A 17,071-nucleotide genomic window follows, 5' to 3' on the forward strand; every position below is an offset into this window, starting at 1 on the left:
AACCCTGGACCCACGGATTAAGAGTCCGTTGCTCTGCCAACTGAGCTAGCCACCCATTTTTTAAAATCAACTGCTTCACAGCTGACAACTAAATATGATATCAATTAATTACTGCTTTGACAAGAATTTTAGCAAAAATTCTTAAAATAAAAAGTCGCCTGTTGCGAGACGACTGAAAAATTAAAGTTTATCTTTGATATGATATGACGTACCGTTATGGTCATCACGTGCTTTATTAGCAAAGTAAATCGCATATTTGCCGCTTTTATCATTTTTAGCAATTATCAATTTGTCACCAGTAGGTTTGCTTGTCTTGATAATTTCTGCGCTACGTCGTGCTTCTTTGAAATCGTGGGATGATGCAATTGCATCCCCTGGGTTGAAAAATACAGCTTCGTCCATATTAGGAACCTCCTTTTCTTTATTTTACCAAAATAAGATCAATAATTGTTAATATTTTTACTTGTATAAAAATATTCTATTTATATGGTCGGTAATGTTCTTTCTTACTTTCAAATTCTTTTATTTCTGCGATTTTATCCTCCGTAAAAGTAATTAAAGAAACACCATCAAAACTGAAATTTTTATTATTCTCAGTACAGCTAAATGTCCATTCAACCGTGAAAATATTTTTATCATGGTAAATATTCTTAATATCCCATTGAGAAACAGTTTGGGTTTTAAATTTATGGCTCATCCATTGTTTAATTTCATGAAGACCTGAGTATTCAGCTCCATAACATTCAATATAATGAATATTAGAGGTAAAAATATCTTCTAGATTTCTACTATCTTTTGTTAACCACATTTTAAAGTATTGTTTTATTACTTTAATCGATTTAGTAACACTCATTAGATAAGTCCTTGTGTGAAAAACCTGCAGATAAATTTAGTCGGTTTGACTGTCTTTTTTTCCGCCTTCATTGATATTAAATTTAGGAGATATCTGAAGCTGCTTAATTCTATTGGTGCCCCACTTGTACATTTGATTAATGATTGGCATGAGTGTACGACCAAGGTCAGTAATTTTATAAAAGACACGAATTTATGAGTCCGATTTAACTGTCCGGGAGATCAGCTGATCCTCTTCCATTTCACGAAGCTGGTTGGTTAAAACTTTATGGGAAGTTTTGGGTAATAGACGCATTAATTGGTTAAAGCGATAGGGGCCATCGGTTCCTAAATGAAATAGAATGACGATTTTCCATTTTCCACTAAACATTGAAAGGGTCAATTCTTTAGCACAGCTATAATCACCATTTTCAAGGCGTTGTTTGACATCTTTGCGAACGACATCGGTCATAATAAAATCTCCTTTAGGTTAAGGCACCTTAAAGTGCGTTATTGTATCAAAAATAAACTTGGTTTAATATATATACTATCATAAAGATGAAAGGGGAAATTATTATGAGTAAAGTTGCTGTTATAGTAACAAATGATGTAGAAGATGTTGAATTTACTTCACCTGTTAAAGCGTTAAAGGCTGCTGGCCATGATATCATGGTTATTGAGAATAAAGCGGGTAACAAGATTGCAGGGAAGCACGGTCTTAAATTAGTAGCTGACAAAGGTATTGACGATGTTTCTGCTGCTGATTTCGATGCTTTGTTAATTCCTGGTGGTTTTTCACCTGATCAATTACGTGCTGACAAACGTTTTGTAGATTTTGTCAGAGATTTCTTGTTAACTAACAAGCATGTTTTTGCTATCTGCCATGGCCCACAATTATTTATTCAAACAGGTTTAACTTCTGCTTTGAAGTTAACTGCGTATACCACTGTTCGTCCAGATTTATATTACGCTGGCGCACAAGTATTTGATAAATCAGTTGTGGTTGATAAAAAACATAAGTTGGTTACAAGTCGGACACCAGATGATCTTAGTGATTTTAATCGTGAGATTGTGTCAGCTTTAAAATAAAGTAAAAAAATATAACTCTACTTTAAGTCCTGTTAATAGGTATTTCTACAGTATCCTATTAACAGGACTTTTTGGTAAAAAAATCTATAGATAAACTTAATATTTTACGCAATAAAAAAACAGCAATCAAATTATGATTGCTGAGTTAGTATCTTGATGGGTGGCCAGGGGTTCGAACCCTGGACCCACGGATTAAGAGTCCGTTGCTCTGCCAACTGAGCTAGCCACCCATATTTGTTGACAACTTAATCAACAGACACTATTATGCAATTATCTGAAGGAAAAAGCAAGTTTTTTCTATAAAAATACCCTATTTTTTTGGCTAATGTTACAAAAACCAGTATAATATAGGGAGCAAAGGAGGCACTTTCGATGCCAAAGAAGATTCTCGTCGTCGATGATGAGAAGCCCATTTCTGATATCATTAAATTTAATTTGACGAAGGAAGGCTTCGACGTCGACACTGCCTATGATGGTGAAGAGGCCGTTAAAAAGGTTGACGAATACGATCCAGATCTTATGATTTTGGATTTGATGCTACCTAAAAAGGATGGCCTCGAAGTTGCACGTGAGGTACGTCAAACTCATGATATGCCTATCATCATGGTAACTGCTAAAGATACTGAAATTGATAAAGTTTTAGGCCTAGAAATGGGCGCTGATGATTACGTAACTAAGCCGTTTTCAAACCGTGAGCTGGTGGCTCGAGTTAAGGCTAATTTGCGTCGTCGTGATATTGTTAAGAAAAGTGTAGAAGCTGAAAATCAAGAAGATACTAATAAGGATATTACTATTGGTAACTTGGTAATTAAGCCTGACGCCTATATCGTTGAAAAGAACGGTAAGAAGATTGAATTGACCCACCGTGAATTTGAACTCCTCTATTATTTAGCTCAACATATGGGTCAAGTCATGACAAGAGAACATTTATTACAAACTGTTTGGGGTTATGATTACTTTGGGGATGTCCGGACCGTGGATGTAACTGTTCACCGTTTGCGAGAAAAAATTGAAGATAATCCAATTCAACCGCAAATTTTGGTAACTCGTCGTGGTGTCGGCTATTACGTAAAGCAACCAACCGAAGAATAATATAGAAAGCCACAAAACTATTTAAGCTATGTGGCTTTCTTTTTATATTTTTATTTATAAAATGATAATGAAAAAAATAAAAAGTAAATTAAAACATACATTTAGTTCTATTAATACAACCTTAGCTGTTGTCTTTATGTTGATGCTATTTGCTACGATTGAAGTAATTGGGGCATATTTCACACGCCAACTTGAACAAAGCAGTATTCAAAATTTTGAAACCACAATCCAAGTTCCTAATATTGTTACTAACCAGTTGAGCAATGAATTAACTCGTAATAATAAAAATACCGATCATAATTTGAACCGAATTATAGGTGATTATAGTAGCGGTACTAGTGCAATTAGTGAAATTATCGTCGTTGACAATAAAGATATTATTAGGGCTGTATCTAATTTGAATGACAAAGGCCATATCGGCCAAAGATACAATATAACCCCGGTTAAACAGGTGACTTCAACGGGTCGGCAGGTAACCCAAGTAATTAATGACCAGGGTGACTATATGATCCAGGTAACCCCGTTGAATTCTGGTTCTGGGTCAGCCAATACTGTAGGGGCAATTTATGTCCGGGCTTCGATGCGCGGGGTATTTAATGATCTACGTAATATTTCATTAACATTCCTTGTGACGTCATTAGTTGCGGCTATTTTAGGAGCAATTTTGGCGTTGTTAATATCGCATGCGATTACCAAACCAATTGAAGAAATGCAGCGACAGGCCCTGCACATTGCCGATGGTGATTATTCTAGTCAGGTAAAGATTTATTCTAATGATGAGCTGGGACAATTAGGACAGGTATTTAATACTTTGTCTGTGCGGATTGAACGCTCGCAAGAGGAATCAGAAAGTGAGCAACGGCGTCTGGATAGTGTTCTATCGCATATGAGTGACGGTGTGCTTGCTACGGATCGTCACGGTAATGTTAATGTTGTTAACCAAATGGCTCTTAACTTTTTGAATACCAATAAGAAAGACGTTATTAATAAACCAATCGCTGGTGTTTTGGGGTTAAATGAACCATCGCAGGATCTGATTTCTAACCCAAAAGGAATCGTTATTACTGCTAATAAGGGTACGCGTGATGAAATGATACTGCACGCCAGCTTTTCCTTAATTAAAAGGGTTACTGGCTTTGTTTCTGGTAGTGTTTGTGTTTTGCACGATATTACTGAACAACAAAAGAATGAAAATTCGCAAAAGCAGTTCGTGTCTGACGTTTCGCATGAATTACGTACCCCGTTAACGAGTTTACGTGCCTATATTGAAACTTTGAATGATGGTGCGTGGAAAGATCCTAAGGTTGCGCCTAAGTTCTTAGAGGTTACTCAGGAAGAAACAGAGCGTATGATCCGCATGATTAATGAATTACTCAGCTTGTCACGGATGGATCGTGGTGTTTCTAAAGTTGACCTGGAAATGGTTAATTTGAATGACTTTGTTGCCCATATTTTGGATCGCTTTGATATGATCGTGAAGCGTGATGAAAAAGAGGGTAAAAAGAAGAAATATACCATTAAACGAGAACTAGGTACACAAGCACTTTGGGTTGAAATTAATACCGATAAGATGGTTCAAGTGATTGATAATATTATGAATAATGCTATCAAATATTCACCAGATGGTGGTGTGATTACCGTTCGCTTAGTCCAAAAACAAAACCAGGTAATTTTAAGTATTGCTGATCAGGGATTGGGTATTCCTCGTAAAGACCTTAATAAAATCTTTGATCGCTTCTTTAGAGTTGATAAGGCTAGATCTCGTGCCCAAGGTGGTACAGGTTTGGGCTTGGCAATTTCTAAGGAAATTGTAGAAGCTCATCATGGTAAAATTTGGGCTGATAGTAGTGAGGGCAAAGGCTCTACCTTCTATATTTCATTACCATATGAACCAATGAGTGAAGGAGATGATTGGGATGAAGTTTAAATTTAAACTTGGCGATTTCTTTCTGTTAACTGGTACAATTATTGCTTTCGTGCTCTCAATTGTCTTATGGATATTTATTATGACTGATGACCAGCATTTTAATTATATAGATCAGCCCAATAATGCAACTCAAGAACAGGCTCATACTCATCGTACTAAGTCGGTTTATGATTTGTATATTCCAACTAATTCCTATGGCTTTAATAAAGGTAAATTGTGCCGTCTTTATGATTCTAAGAATAATTTATCATTAGCTTTTACTAAAGAATTAAAGAACATTAAATTTAAGAGTATTAAAAAGGTAAGCAGTAACCAAAAGCAATATGAAAAATTGCTCAATGATCCTAATTTTATTCAGTTAGCTTATCCTGATGAGGTTACTTTTCACCTTTTTACTAAAATAAGTATGAAAAAAGGTAACCGCGAATTTCGCCGTATTTTTATTTCTTCAAGCGATAAATGGCTATATGTAGCAAATGATAAAAACAGTTCAATCTACCGGGTTAAACTGGAAAAAGCTAACTTCAGTCTTTTACGTCACTATGCTAAGAATGTGAAGGTTAAAATACCAATTAAATTTGTTCGTTTAAAGAATGATTATACGGTGTTTTATCCTAAGCCAGTTCGTTGGCGTGTATACAGTTACTTAACTGACGCTCAGTCTGATTCTTACTTTGTTTCTCGGCTTCTTGGTACGTCCAATGTTGCGACGCGAACAAGTAAAGACGGCCGGACAACTTATTCGTTGAATTACTACACTAAATTGCAGGTACCTAAGTCCGGTAACAACAATAATCATAACTTCCTTTATACCCATTATGAAAAAGTAAAGTCACCCACTGCTACTAGTCGTTTGCTTGATAGTGTTTACTATGTTCATAGACTTGGTTTAAATGAACAAAATTTACGCTTCTTTGATGCGGATCGAAATACTGTGAGTTATTCCAACTATATTGAGGGAATTCCCGTTTTCTTGAATAAGCAAGATTTACAGGCTGATACGACTTTCTCGACTGATTCCGTTGTTTTAGCTTTCAACAGTCTTAATTTGCAGATACCTATTCCGTTTGATGGTCAGACTAAAACTTTACAATCAACTGATGATGTAGTTAAATCTTTGGAAAAGAAGGGTTTAAAGCAGTCCGAAATTCAGCGGATCACAGTTGGTTTTAAGGTAGAAAAAGATAATAGTCATGAGGGTTTGGTTAACTTGATACCGACCTACTATATAAAGGCTTATGATCAGTGGAAGAACCTTGCTGAATGGGAAAAGCAGGATTTCAGTACTTCTTCAAACTTCGGTCAACAAAATGAAGGGGTGAACTAAAATTGGATCATAAAAGGATTGAATGGTTATTCTTTATTGTTTTTATTTTAATAGATATTTACCTTGGAATTGAAATTTTACGTTCACCAGTAAAGTTGAGTAATGCGGATACGGGTACGGATAATATAACTAATATTCGGATAGAAATGAAGGACGATGGCATTGATTTGCCTGCTAGTATCTCTAACAAGCAGCAGTCAGGTTATTACTTAGCTGCGAAGAATAGAGATTACCTTTCTAATAAAGTAAGTGGATTAACACGAGTAAGCGCCCATTATTCTAAGAGTGATAATTCTATAACTGGTACCCCTAAAAATGCGGTTTTGCTTAGTACTAAACGCAAAGAAATTTTGCAGCAATTAAATGATTTTAAGAACGATCCTAGGAGCGTACCATATGGTAAAGACTTTAAGTATGAGCCAAGTATGTCAGAAGAAAATAATTACAATTACGTGCAAAATTCTAGTTATGGGCAAATATATGATAATAATGCACAATTAACGATTACGGTTCGTGACAACCAAGTTGTTGATTATACAATTTCTTATATGGGACCAATTAATTCTGTACGTGAGCCACAATTAATTATTAGTGCGTGGCATGCCGTGAGATCGATGTACACCGACCGTGAGATTGCTAATAATTCGCGGGTCGTCCGGGTTAAGTTAGGTTATTCAAAGTTAACTGAGGTACGTGGCAGTACAATATTGCTTCCAACTTGGTTAATTTGGGTAGAAAATAAGACGACGAAGAATATAACTTTAAAGCGAGTTAACGCTTTTACAGCGCAAATATTGCAATCTAATAGTTCATATAACGTTGAAAACAATTAGAAAGGAAAAGTCTCATTGCGGGTTTCTGTTTTAGCCAGCGGATCGACTGGTAATACTAGTTTGATTGAAACTGGTCAGCACAAAATTTTAATGGACGCCGGTTTATCTGGTAAAAAGATTAAGCAGCTGCTGGCTCAAGTGGGTGTTGATATCAGCGATGTAGATATGGCCTTCTTGAGTCATGATCATACGGATCATAGTGGCGGTTTAGGTGTACTCATGCGTCGTTACCCGCAAATTGATGCTTTTGCTAATAGTGGTACCTGGCAGTATTTATGTAATACCAATAAAATTGGAAAAATTCCTGCTGAGCAGATAAATATTATTGAACCCGGTCAAACAAAAACATATGGGGATCTTGATGTAACTGCATTTGCTACGAGCCATGATGCCGCTGAACCGCAATACTATGTTTTTTCTAGTGATGGTAAAAGGATAGCCTTTTTAACCGATACGGGTTATGTCTCAGAAAAAGTCGAAGGGACAATTAAGGCTGCTGATGCTTATATGATGGAATTTAATTATGACAATATGATGTTACGTAATGGCCCTTATTCTTGGCCCCTTAAACAACGAATTTTATCAGATGAAGGCCACCTATCTAATGATGAAGCTGGGCATGCATTGCTCGATGTGGTTACGCCTAAGACTAAACACATTTTTTTGGCTCATCGCAGTCAGCACAATAATACCGAATCTTTAGCTCATAAAACTGCTAAACAAATGTTGGTGGATGGGGATGCTAATTTAGATGAAGATGTTAAAATTATCAATACCGAACCTAATAAACCCACAGATTTGATTAAAATTTAGTAATTTTAGTAACTTTATTCATAGTTTTTTCAAATTTTATCGGTATATTATAGGGTACAAAGGAGATTAATAAGGTATGGTAGAAAATCAAAATTCCAATAATAAAAAGAAAAAGAATAATATTTTTATAAAAACTGCCATTATTGGTGTAGTTGCGGGATTAATTGGTGGTGGTGTTTCTTACGCTGCGATTGATCAAATTAACAATGCGAATGTTAATAGTGGCAATGCCCAAACTAGTATTAGCTCAAATAGCGCTAAGACTTCTAAGAAGAGCGCTAAAAATAGTGGTGCAATGACTCCTGCTTATAACGATGTTAAGGGTGCAGTTGTATCAGTAATTAATATGAAACGGCAATCATCTAATGATGGTGATCCCTTAGCCGGACTCTTTGGTTTTGGTGGGGATGATAATAACAACGCCAAAAAAGGCAAGTTACAAACTTATAGCGAAGGTTCTGGTGTCATTTATATGAAATCAAACAATAAGGGCTATATTGTAACTAATAACCACGTGGTTTCGGGCAGTGATAAGATTCAAGTTATGCTGTCTAATGGTAAAACGGTTAATGCTAAGACTGTGGGTACAGACAGTACTACCGACTTAGCTGTACTTGCAATTGATTCTAAGTACGTAACACAAACGGCTCAATTTGGTGATTCTAAGAGCTTACAAGCTGGACAAACAGTTATTGCTGTAGGTTCACCTTTAGGCAGTGAATATGCGTCAACGGTAACGCAAGGGATTGTTTCGGCACCAAGCAGAAACATCACAACTTCATCCGCTAACCAACAAACGGTAATTCAAACCGATGCGGCAATTAATCCAGGTAACTCTGGAGGTGCGTTAGTTAATTCGGCTGGGCAGGTAATTGGGATTAATTCAATGAAGTTGGCTCAATCCGGTGATGGTACCTCAGTAGAAGGGATGGGATTTGCCATTCCTTCTAACGAAGTAGTAACGATTGTTAACCAACTAGTAAAGAAGGGTAAAATTACCCGTCCACAACTTGGTGTAAAGGTGATTGCACTTCAAGGTATTCCACAAAGTTATAGGAAACATTTGAATATTAAATCAACATCTAAGGATGGTATTTACATTGCTTCTGTAACTAAGAATGGCTCTGCTTCTCAGGCTGGCCTAAAATCTGGGGATGTTATTACCAAAGTTGACAACAAGAAAGTATCTGATGTCGCTTCGTTACACAGCATTTTGTATAATCACAAAGTCGGTGATACCGTCACTATAACTGTTAATAGAAGTGGTAAAACAGAGAATATGAAGGTTAAACTTCAAAGTAATTAGGACTAAGAATATTCCTTTATAATATAATAAAAAGGCTATGTAGCGGGGTTTATCCGTGAGCATAGCCTTTTTTCTTAACTTTAAATCTGAGTAACATGATTATGTTCGTAAATATAACTTGTCAAGTTTTGAAAGAGCGGTTAATACTTGTTGATAACTGTGGATAACTTTGTGGATTGTGTATAAACTGGCTGAAAATGTTTTTACCAAGTTGTGGATAACCTGTGAATTGTGTGTAAATATTAGTGAATTAATATTAGCTCAAACAGTTGTTCAGTCTAATCTATAGGGTTTGAAGGCAATAAGTTTGTGAAAATAGCTTTCCCCAAGGGTAGATGTGTGTAAAAAAATTTAGAAAAAGTAAAAAAGTTATTCACCTACAAGCTATATGGGGATAATGTATTCGGACTACTAAATATTGTTTTACACTTTACACATTTGTGGAAAAGGTGAGTGGAAACTATGGGAATTAGGGGATAAAATAATAAACATGAATATTAAAATCGTATGTGTGGGAAAATTAAAAGAAAAATATTTTAAAGATGCAATTGCTGAATATAAAAAAAGACTTAGCAGATTTGCTAAGGTTAAAATTGTGCAGGTAGCTGATGAGAAAGCACCGGAGAAATTTAGTGAAGCTGAAGATGAACAGGTTAAAGAAACTGAAGGTCAGCGTATTTTAAGCAAGATTAAAGATAAAGAATATGTTTATGTCACTGCTATTAAGGGTAAAGAGAGAAGCAGTGAGGAGTTTGCTAAAGAAATACAGGATTTAGCTACGTATGGGCATTCTGATATTACCTTTGTTATTGGTGGCAGTTTGGGAACAAGCTCAGCTGTGAATAAACGTGCGAATGATTTAATTAGTTTTGGTAAACTTACTATGCCGCACCAATTGATGCGGGTAGTATTAATGGAACAAATTTATCGTGCCTTTATGATTAATAGCGGAAGTCCATATCATAAATAGATGAAAGGTTTAAAATAATTCCCGTTGAGGACAAGGAGCTGATAACATGACTTTGAAGTCATTTGATAAAAATAAGTGGGATTGGTTAAAGCACTATGCAAAAGCTGATCCAGATTCTATAGAATATGCAGTGGCTGAAGATAAGTTGAAAGAATACGGTGTTATTTCTGATAATGATCCAGTTTTAGATGGACAGAAATATGATGATTTTTGGAAGCAATTTGAAAAATAAATCTTTATGATTCATCTTGCAAAGAATGAGGTAATCCTTCTTGCCTCAAAATTGTTTGAACTGCAGGACGTTTTCTCATTTTAGTATCGAACCTTTTTAAATTGTCTAAATTAGTAAATCCAAAGTTTAGACGGTGTAACCAATTGGTCATTACAAATAAATAAATATCTGGTGCTGAAAAAGTATTATTTACTAGATAATTTTGTTTATTTAATTTTTGATCAACAAATTTTAATCTTGGGAAAACTCGTTTATAAACGAGTTTTTTTGATTCTTTTGTATTTGGTAACCAATTTCCTTTTCTGAAGGGTGAGATGAAATTTTTATGTAATTCGCTAGCAATATAATTTAACCAAATTCTTTGCTGCCAATATTCTGAGCTGTCATATTTTGCAATAAATTTATTATTACCTGCTTTAATGGCAATGTATTCTAAAATAACTGCACACTCAGTCAGAACTTTTCCGTTATCTGTTTGAAGAGCAGGTACATAGGACTTGGGATTTATTAGGTTATAGTTTCCGCCGTTCCATGTTTTTTTATCTAAATTAACTTTTTCGACTGAGTATTGTAATCCGCTTTCTTCAAGTAAAATATGTGGAGCTAATGAGCTGGCACCAGAAGCATAAAATAATTTCATATTTGTCCTTTGCTATTTCTATAATTATCGAAATAATACCTAAAGAGAAAAGATTCATAATGAATCTAAAAAACCAGGTAAATATTTTTTAAATGTTTTTTTGTTTAACGACAAGTATTTAGTTTGTGCTTCTTGCCTAGTCTTAGTGAGTCCTGCTTTGCGTAAAGCCTTGAAATGATACGACACGGTGGAAGGAGCTATTTGTAATAAATTGCTGATCTCACTACAAGTCAACTCACGTTTGCTGTCGCGTAAAATTTTAATGATTTTAATTCGGTTTGGTTCACCAAGAGCACTAAATATTTGTGCTAAACGTTCTTCTTTTGCTATTTCGATATTCATAGAAGTAGTGTACTTCATATTTATTAAGATTGCAATTTTAATGAAAATAAGTAAATAGGTTGATTAAATGTACGTAATAAAGTACTCTATACTGTACAAAGTATATTTATACTATATAGAGTATGAGGAGCTGATGATATGGCTTTAGCAGTAACACAAAGTGATTTTCGAAATCATATTAAACATTACTTAGACTTGGTAAATGATGATGGAGAAAATATTTATATTGCAAGAACTAAACAACGTAGTGCGGTGATAATTGATCAAAATAAACTTGATTGGTTAGAAAGATATGTTAAAACTGATCAAGATTCGTTAGAGCATGCAGTCGCTGAAGATAAATTAAAAGAATATGGTATTATTCCTGACAAGGATCCGGTTCTAGATGGACAAGATTATGATAATTTTTGGAAACAATTTGAAAAATGAGCCATTATTTATTTAAGCCAAGGAAATCATTTATACGTGATATAAAATATTTGTCTAAAATAGATAGATCTATTGTTTTCAAAATAAATGATGCTATTAGTATTTTAAAGTGTGGTGAAAAGTTACCTAGTGAATTTAAAGACCATTCATTAAATGGTTTATATGAGGGTTATCGTGAATTTCATATTCGAGATACACCTAAAGATTTTACTGCTAGTGAAAGTAATGACGTTATCGTTATTTATAAAATTAGATACTCTCAATTAGTTTTAATTGGTGTACATGCAGGTTCACATGATAAACTATTTCATGGACCTTTTAGTAGATATAATAAAAAGATTAATCATGACGATTAACTTAAACTTTTACCTTGGGTTGGACTGAGATTCCGATTCAAGTTTTTTTGTTTAAATATAAGTAAGAAAATGCGGTAAAAACAATTTTAATATATAAAAGATAAAAAAAGCGCTACTCTTTAAAAATTAGGGTAACGCTTGAATATTAAAAAATTTATTTATCTTTTTCAGCTTCAGCCACTGTGTTAATAGGTTTTAATTTGATACCACAAAGATAGTTTAGGTCGTCGGCTTTAAGATAAAAGTTATCCATGTTAGGATCCCTTGGAACTGCTTTTCCATCCTTATCTAATAATCCAAAGTCAAATTGATCTTTTGGCTTGATAAGATAGAATAACTCAACTTTTTTGCTGCTTGGGGCGTAAATATACTTAAGTTCAGCAGCTTTAAGTGCTGTGTAGCCGAATTCATTATAATCAGTTCTTTTTGCGTCAAAGAATGTATTATCAAATTTCTGCTCACCGTGTTCGTCATAAATTATACCTTTGGTGATACCAGGCTTAAATTGTATGAAGGTGAATTTACTGTTATTGACGTTAATTGGTTCAATATAACGTCTAACATCGACTTCTGAGACTCTTCCCGAAACCCAATTATCTTTTGTTCCTTTGACATGATAAAAGATAGAATCTTCAGTTCCGGTTTTAAACCAAAAGTCATTAGGATAACCATAAAATGTTGAAATATATTTATCTACACGAAGTTTTTTGCCTTTTTTATAATACCGGCCGCTTTCACGATTAGACTTCATGTTAACGATTTCTTGGCGGTGTTTTAGAACCACAGTGGTTTCTTTAGCGTTAGTGTATACTGGTTTGCCGTCAAGGTAGCGAACATTATCAGCCCTGATAAACTGGCCTTTTCCAATATTGTAATATTGCTTGCCATGAATTGTGTTGTAGTTTAACCAGAAACGGTGCCGCCTTTGCCATCTGACAAATTTAATGCCGGATGATGAAAGATATTCTGAATAATACTTCTTAGGGGTGCTAGTTTCTTGAAATTTACCTGGAACTGTCAAAGATGTATTTCTTCTGATAGTCTTTGCTTTTTTGCGTTTGCCCTTAGAGTTATAAACGTAAGAGTTACGGTCAATCGTAATGTTAGCAGGTCCATTGGTTATACCCACATTCTTTGCGTTAATGTAATAGCCATTACCGATAGAGTAATACATTTTACGGTCACCAGTACTTGTTTGGGATGAAGTACTAATGTAAGTTTTTATAGCTTTCGGTTTGCCGTAATATTTAAAACTTGTCCCTTTGGGAATTAGGGATGATGATCCCACTTGTTTTATTTTAATTTCTTGCCCATTAGCATCGTTTAAATTATCGAGGTGAACTTGTTTTCCTTCCTTGCGATAAACATATGATGCAATTTGCAGGGTAAAAGTGTTTCCTTGATTTTCATTCGGGTTAACAGTATTTGCTTTGACCGAACTTAAGGGATCGCTACTTAATAGAAGAATTCCTAAAGTCAACAAAGTAGATACTAAAATTGCTTTTTTGAAACGCATATTTTATTACCTCGCTTGTTAAATCTGATTTATTTTAATTATAACAGGCTTCTATTATTTAAACATGAATAAAGAAATGTTAACTATTATTAGTATTACAGCAGAAATGATCCAATCGCTTTTTTTCACCGGAATGGGGATGATAACAGATCGTTCTTTACCTTCAACGTAACCATGTGATTCCATTCCTTGTGCCAGATTTTCAGCCGAGTTTAGTGCAACTAAAATTGCTTTGAAGTAGAGGACTGGTGACCAGAAGCTGAGGTAGACGCCACGCATCATTCCTGCTGTCCTGATTTGTTGCACTGCTTCCCGCATACGTGGAACAATATTTAACGCAGCTAAGACGCCATAAGCAAATTTACTGGGTAAATGAATGTTCTGTTCCAGTGAACGAGCAAGTTTAGTTTCATCTGTGTCGATTGTGACACAGGAAATAGTTAACGTATAAACGTAGACACGCGTTGATAAATTCAACGCGTAGTAAAGGTCTGGCTTAGGAGAGAACCAAAATAGGGTGGCAAAGATTGTAAATGCTGCAATAAATGGGACAAAGATCAACGTAAGAAGGCTCTTTATTTTGATTTTTCTGATTATTAAATATATAAGAGCAAATATTATTATTAGAAGATTCGTTACTAGACTTGGCTTAATTGATATTTCCAAGGAAATAATAAGGACTAAAAAAGATTCAAAACTGGGATTCATTATGTTCACCTTATTTGTTTACGTATTCTAGTTTCTGATGATTAAATACGAGTCGGTAATCGCACCATTCTGCCAAACCTTCTAATTCATGACTGATAATTAAAAAGGTCTGCTTTCGTTGTTTCTGGCTTTCCCGCATTAAGTGGGTCACCTTTTTAGTTGAATTGTGATCTAGGCCGCTTAATGGCTCATCAATTAGTAGTACTTCCTGGTCAGAAATAAGCATTAGTAGAATTTGTAATTTCTTTTTTTGCCCTCCTGAGAGGGAATAAACAACTTGGTCTAAATGATTAGCTAAATCTAAATATGCTAAAGCTTCATTGATCTTATCATCGCTAAAAAATTTGTTTTTACGGTTCTTTTTGCTTAAATTAATTTCATCTTTTACCGTAATATTTAAAAATTGATCAGTTGCATTTTGGAATATTTGCGCCACTTGAAGCAAATATTTTCTAGCTTTTAGTTTACCGATTTCCTTATTTTTATAAGTTAAGCTACCGGAATATGGGATCATTTTAGTTAATGCTTTAAATAGGGATGTTTTTCCAACTCCGTTTGGTCCTGTGATTAAAGTGGTTTTACCTTTGTAGATTTTTAATTTGCTTTGCTTTAATAAAAGCCGATTTTGCTTAATTTCAGTATTTTGTAAAGTAAAAACACTAGCGTTATTTTCATTGGGAATAGAGAAGGTATAATTTGCTTTTTTATTATTTGCTTGAAGTAAATTGTTCTTTTCATTTTCTGTTAATTGAACGATCTTTTTACCAGTAAATTTAAATAAGTCATCACATACTTCTTCATAATCACTTAAAACGTGATCACTTAAAATGATTGTTTTGCCTTGATCACGTAGATTGGCTAATTTTTTTATTAAAAATTTACGAGCTTCCGGATCACAACTAGCAAAAGGTTCGTCTAATAGGAAAATGTCAACGTTCATGGCAACTAGTACAGCTAAAGCCACCTTTTGTTGTTCCCCTCCTGATAAAGTTACGATCTTTTGATCGAGTAATTTATCAATCTTGGTAAAAGCAACGGCTTTGTGTAACCTTTTTTCGTATTCATTTTTATTTACTTGTAAATTTTCTAGAGCAAAGATAATTTCTTGGCGTGGGGTCTCCATTGTGAATTGTTCACCAGCATTTTGAAACATCATAGCTTTTTTTAAATTACCCAAATCAATTTTTCCACTTGCTTTACCAGCATACTTAGGATATAAACCAGCGAGTAATTTTAAAAAAGTAGATTTACCACAACCAGTTGGTCCAATTAATAGTGAAAATTTTCCGCTAGGAATTGTTAAATTTAAATTGTCTAGTATTTTAGTTTTGTTATCGTATGAAAAATTTAAATTCTTACTAATAATCTCTGTCATTTTTTTAACCAAATAAAAATGCCGCCCATAGTACGGCGACATTGAAATTCTATCATTTTTCCTTCGTTGGCATTGTCCAAAATCAGGTTCAATGGGTATTTCTCAGCCTTATGGCACCCCTATGTATTAACTTGATTGTACATGAATCCGATTTCTTTGTCTATTAATAGCAATTAGACTGAGTTATTGCTACTGAAAATTTATTTTTGGTTATATAATAGAAGTATAACTTGTCGAGTATAGTTAACATGAGAAGGTGGATATATGGCAGCAGTTGCTTTAGATCAATATTTAGCTAGTATTTTAAATTCAAATACAGATGATACCAATGAACTTAAATTAAAATCTGGTAATAAAAACTTTGACCTGTTTACGATCTACCTTGAAAATCATAATACTGGTATTCATCGTTACGGAAAAGATGTTTCGACGATTCTTTACGTAGTTCGTGGAGCTGTTACTGTCAAAAGTAATGAAAAGACACTTCTTTTAAAGGCAGGGAATGTTCTTTTACTTATTGAAAATTGTGAATATGAAATTCAGAATCAGACAAATGATGCGGTTCTGACTAAATTAAAGTTTAAACCGGGATTTAAATACCATGTTTTCTTTAAGAAATTTGCGTGCAAAGATCCACAAGAATATAAAGTAATTAAAAAGATAGTTAACGTTTTAGAAAATGAACATATGCTGTGGTTAAAGAACAATCAGGTGACAAGGCCTGCACAGGTAATGCAAAATGTTGTTAATGGCTATCTGAATGATGAAATTTTTGTAGGTGGTTTGATTATTGCAGAGTTAACTGTTCTGTTGATCCTTTCTATTAGAGCCAGGAGAATGGTAACATCTGCTGGTCTTAATAAGACTAAGTTTGAGGGCTCAGCGCTTGATAATTATATTGATACGCACTTTGCCAATATCACGTTAACACAAGCAGCAAAATATTTTGGCTTTAACCCAAATTACTTTTCTAATATGGTTAAACAAAAAACGGGTAAGAGTTTTGTTGATCATGTTGATGAACGGCGTATGCAAGAAGCAAGGAATTTATTAGCTCAGCCAGATATTTCCTTAAAGGAAATTATTGCTCGGGTAGGCTATTCAAGCAAATCCTTCTTTTATAAGAAATTTAATCAATATTATCACCAAACGCCGGCTACAATGCGCGAGGAATTATTTAGACAAGCAAATATTAATTTGAAATAAAGTAAAAATGCAGAATTCTCGTTATTGAACTGAGACCTAAAAATTAGACAGTTTAAAATACAGGATTAATAGAGGCTTG

At 34.4% G+C, this 17,071-nt stretch carries 19 protein-coding genes, 1 tRNA gene, 1 pseudogene and 1 riboswitch; of the genes and pseudogenes, 12 read left to right on the forward strand and 9 right to left on the reverse strand.

What is annotated here, in order from left to right; genetic code table 11:
• Positions 1–180: 180 nt before the first annotated feature.
• The 3 genes and pseudogenes from FC77_RS05770 to FC77_RS05780 all read right to left on the reverse strand — a co-directional run bounded on the left by FC77_RS05770 (position 181) and on the right by FC77_RS05780 (position 1,303).
• On the reverse strand, positions 181–402 hold the full coding sequence (locus FC77_RS05770; protein WP_054681614.1) for a hypothetical protein: 222 nt from the start codon (positions 400–402) through the stop codon (positions 181–183).
• Positions 403–478: 76 nt separating this feature from the next.
• Positions 479–853 (reverse strand): nuclear transport factor 2 family protein, encoded by a 375-nt coding sequence (locus FC77_RS05775; protein WP_054681616.1) that lies wholly within the window; start codon positions 851–853, stop codon positions 479–481.
• Between the two features lie 36 nt (positions 854–889).
• Positions 890–1,303: pseudogene (locus FC77_RS05780) on the reverse strand (winged helix-turn-helix transcriptional regulator).
• Between the two features lie 104 nt (positions 1,304–1,407).
• Here FC77_RS05780 and FC77_RS05785 point away from each other — a divergent pair.
• On the forward strand, positions 1,408–1,920 hold the full coding sequence (locus FC77_RS05785; protein ID WP_054681618.1) for a type 1 glutamine amidotransferase domain-containing protein: 513 nt from the start codon (positions 1,408–1,410) through the stop codon (positions 1,918–1,920).
• A gap of 157 nt (positions 1,921–2,077) precedes the next feature.
• Here the strand turns inward: FC77_RS05785 and FC77_RS05790 are convergent.
• Positions 2,078–2,150 (reverse strand) — tRNA-Lys (locus FC77_RS05790).
• Between the two features lie 142 nt (positions 2,151–2,292).
• On the opposite strand from FC77_RS05790, the gene yycF reads away from it, so the two are divergent.
• The 8 genes from yycF (at position 2,293) to FC77_RS05830 (ending at position 10,420) form a co-directional block, all read left to right on the forward strand.
• Positions 2,293–3,012: a response regulator YycF gene (yycF, locus tag FC77_RS05795; RefSeq protein WP_056970578.1), complete on the forward strand. Its 720-nt coding sequence runs from the start codon at positions 2,293–2,295 to the stop codon at positions 3,010–3,012.
• A gap of 67 nt (positions 3,013–3,079) precedes the next feature.
• On the forward strand, positions 3,080–4,939 hold the full coding sequence (gene walK / locus FC77_RS05800) for a cell wall metabolism sensor histidine kinase WalK (protein WP_056970599.1): 1,860 nt from the start codon (positions 3,080–3,082) through the stop codon (positions 4,937–4,939).
• Positions 4,920–6,266 carry a YycH family regulatory protein gene (locus FC77_RS05805; protein ID WP_188864903.1) on the forward strand — a complete coding sequence of 449 codons (1,347 nt, stop codon included), beginning with the start codon at positions 4,920–4,922 and terminating at the stop codon, positions 6,264–6,266. Before walK ends, FC77_RS05805 begins: the two co-directional genes overlap by 20 nt.
• A gap of 2 nt (positions 6,267–6,268) precedes the next feature.
• Positions 6,269–7,099: a two-component system regulatory protein YycI gene (locus FC77_RS05810; RefSeq protein WP_054681623.1), complete on the forward strand. Its 831-nt coding sequence runs from the start codon at positions 6,269–6,271 to the stop codon at positions 7,097–7,099.
• 15 nt (positions 7,100–7,114) lie between these two features.
• Entirely contained in the window at positions 7,115–7,912 is a 798-nt protein-coding gene (locus FC77_RS05815) for an MBL fold metallo-hydrolase (RefSeq protein ID WP_056970583.1), read from the forward strand.
• A gap of 76 nt (positions 7,913–7,988) precedes the next feature.
• Complete coding sequence (locus tag FC77_RS05820) at positions 7,989–9,218, forward strand: S1C family serine protease (protein ID WP_056970586.1); 1,230 nt, start codon at positions 7,989–7,991, stop codon at positions 9,216–9,218.
• A 490-nt stretch (positions 9,219–9,708) separates the two neighbouring features.
• Positions 9,709–10,188, forward strand: a complete 480-nt coding sequence (gene rlmH, locus FC77_RS05825; RefSeq protein WP_056970589.1) for a 23S rRNA (pseudouridine(1915)-N(3))-methyltransferase RlmH — start codon at positions 9,709–9,711, stop codon at positions 10,186–10,188.
• Between the two features lie 46 nt (positions 10,189–10,234).
• Entirely contained in the window at positions 10,235–10,420 is a 186-nt protein-coding gene (locus FC77_RS05830; RefSeq protein WP_054681625.1) for a hypothetical protein, read from the forward strand.
• 4 nt (positions 10,421–10,424) lie between these two features.
• Here the strand turns inward: FC77_RS05830 and FC77_RS05835 are convergent, their stop codons facing one another.
• Both FC77_RS05835 and FC77_RS05840 read right to left on the reverse strand, forming a co-directional pair.
• Positions 10,425–11,060: a glutathione S-transferase N-terminal domain-containing protein gene (locus FC77_RS05835; RefSeq protein ID WP_056970590.1), complete on the reverse strand. Its 636-nt coding sequence runs from the start codon at positions 11,058–11,060 to the stop codon at positions 10,425–10,427.
• A gap of 54 nt (positions 11,061–11,114) precedes the next feature.
• Positions 11,115–11,402 carry an ArsR/SmtB family transcription factor gene (locus FC77_RS05840; RefSeq protein WP_056970592.1) on the reverse strand — a complete coding sequence of 96 codons (288 nt, stop codon included), beginning with the start codon at positions 11,400–11,402 and terminating at the stop codon, positions 11,115–11,117.
• Between the two features lie 138 nt (positions 11,403–11,540).
• Between FC77_RS05840 and FC77_RS05845 the strand changes: the two genes are divergently transcribed.
• Both FC77_RS05845 and FC77_RS05850 read left to right on the forward strand, forming a co-directional pair.
• Complete coding sequence (locus FC77_RS05845; protein ID WP_054681629.1) at positions 11,541–11,831, forward strand: type II toxin-antitoxin system prevent-host-death family antitoxin; 291 nt, start codon at positions 11,541–11,543, stop codon at positions 11,829–11,831.
• Positions 11,828–12,187 carry a type II toxin-antitoxin system YafQ family toxin gene (locus FC77_RS05850; RefSeq protein WP_054681631.1) on the forward strand — a complete coding sequence of 120 codons (360 nt, stop codon included), beginning with the start codon at positions 11,828–11,830 and terminating at the stop codon, positions 12,185–12,187. The genes FC77_RS05845 and FC77_RS05850 overlap by 4 nt, the downstream gene beginning before the upstream one ends.
• Before the next feature lie 154 nt (positions 12,188–12,341).
• Here the strand turns inward: FC77_RS05850 and FC77_RS05855 are convergent, their stop codons facing one another.
• Genes FC77_RS05855 through FC77_RS05865 form a run of 3 tightly spaced genes read right to left on the reverse strand, consistent with a single transcriptional unit; the run spans position 12,342 to position 15,786 of the window.
• Complete coding sequence (locus tag FC77_RS05855; protein ID WP_056970594.1) at positions 12,342–13,703, reverse strand: SLAP domain-containing protein; 1,362 nt, start codon at positions 13,701–13,703, stop codon at positions 12,342–12,344.
• A gap of 54 nt (positions 13,704–13,757) precedes the next feature.
• The gene (locus FC77_RS05860; protein ID WP_056970596.1) at positions 13,758–14,411 is read right to left on the reverse strand and encodes an energy-coupling factor transporter transmembrane component T family protein; all 654 of its coding nucleotides are present in this window, start codon (positions 14,409–14,411) and stop codon (positions 13,758–13,760) included.
• A gap of 10 nt (positions 14,412–14,421) precedes the next feature.
• The gene (locus tag FC77_RS05865) at positions 14,422–15,786 is read right to left on the reverse strand and encodes an ATP-binding cassette domain-containing protein (RefSeq protein WP_082137212.1); all 1,365 of its coding nucleotides are present in this window, start codon (positions 15,784–15,786) and stop codon (positions 14,422–14,424) included.
• A 41-nt stretch (positions 15,787–15,827) separates the two neighbouring features.
• Positions 15,828–15,917, reverse strand: a riboswitch (TPP riboswitch).
• Between the two features lie 133 nt (positions 15,918–16,050).
• Between FC77_RS05865 and FC77_RS05870 the strand changes: the two genes are divergently transcribed.
• Positions 16,051–16,992 (forward strand): helix-turn-helix transcriptional regulator, encoded by a 942-nt coding sequence (locus tag FC77_RS05870; protein ID WP_056970597.1) that lies wholly within the window; start codon positions 16,051–16,053, stop codon positions 16,990–16,992.
• Positions 16,993–17,071: the final 79 nt, after the last annotated feature.

The sequence above is a fragment of the Lactobacillus acetotolerans DSM 20749 = JCM 3825 genome, assembly GCF_001436775.1.
GTDB lineage: Bacteria > Bacillota > Bacilli > Lactobacillales > Lactobacillaceae > Lactobacillus > Lactobacillus acetotolerans.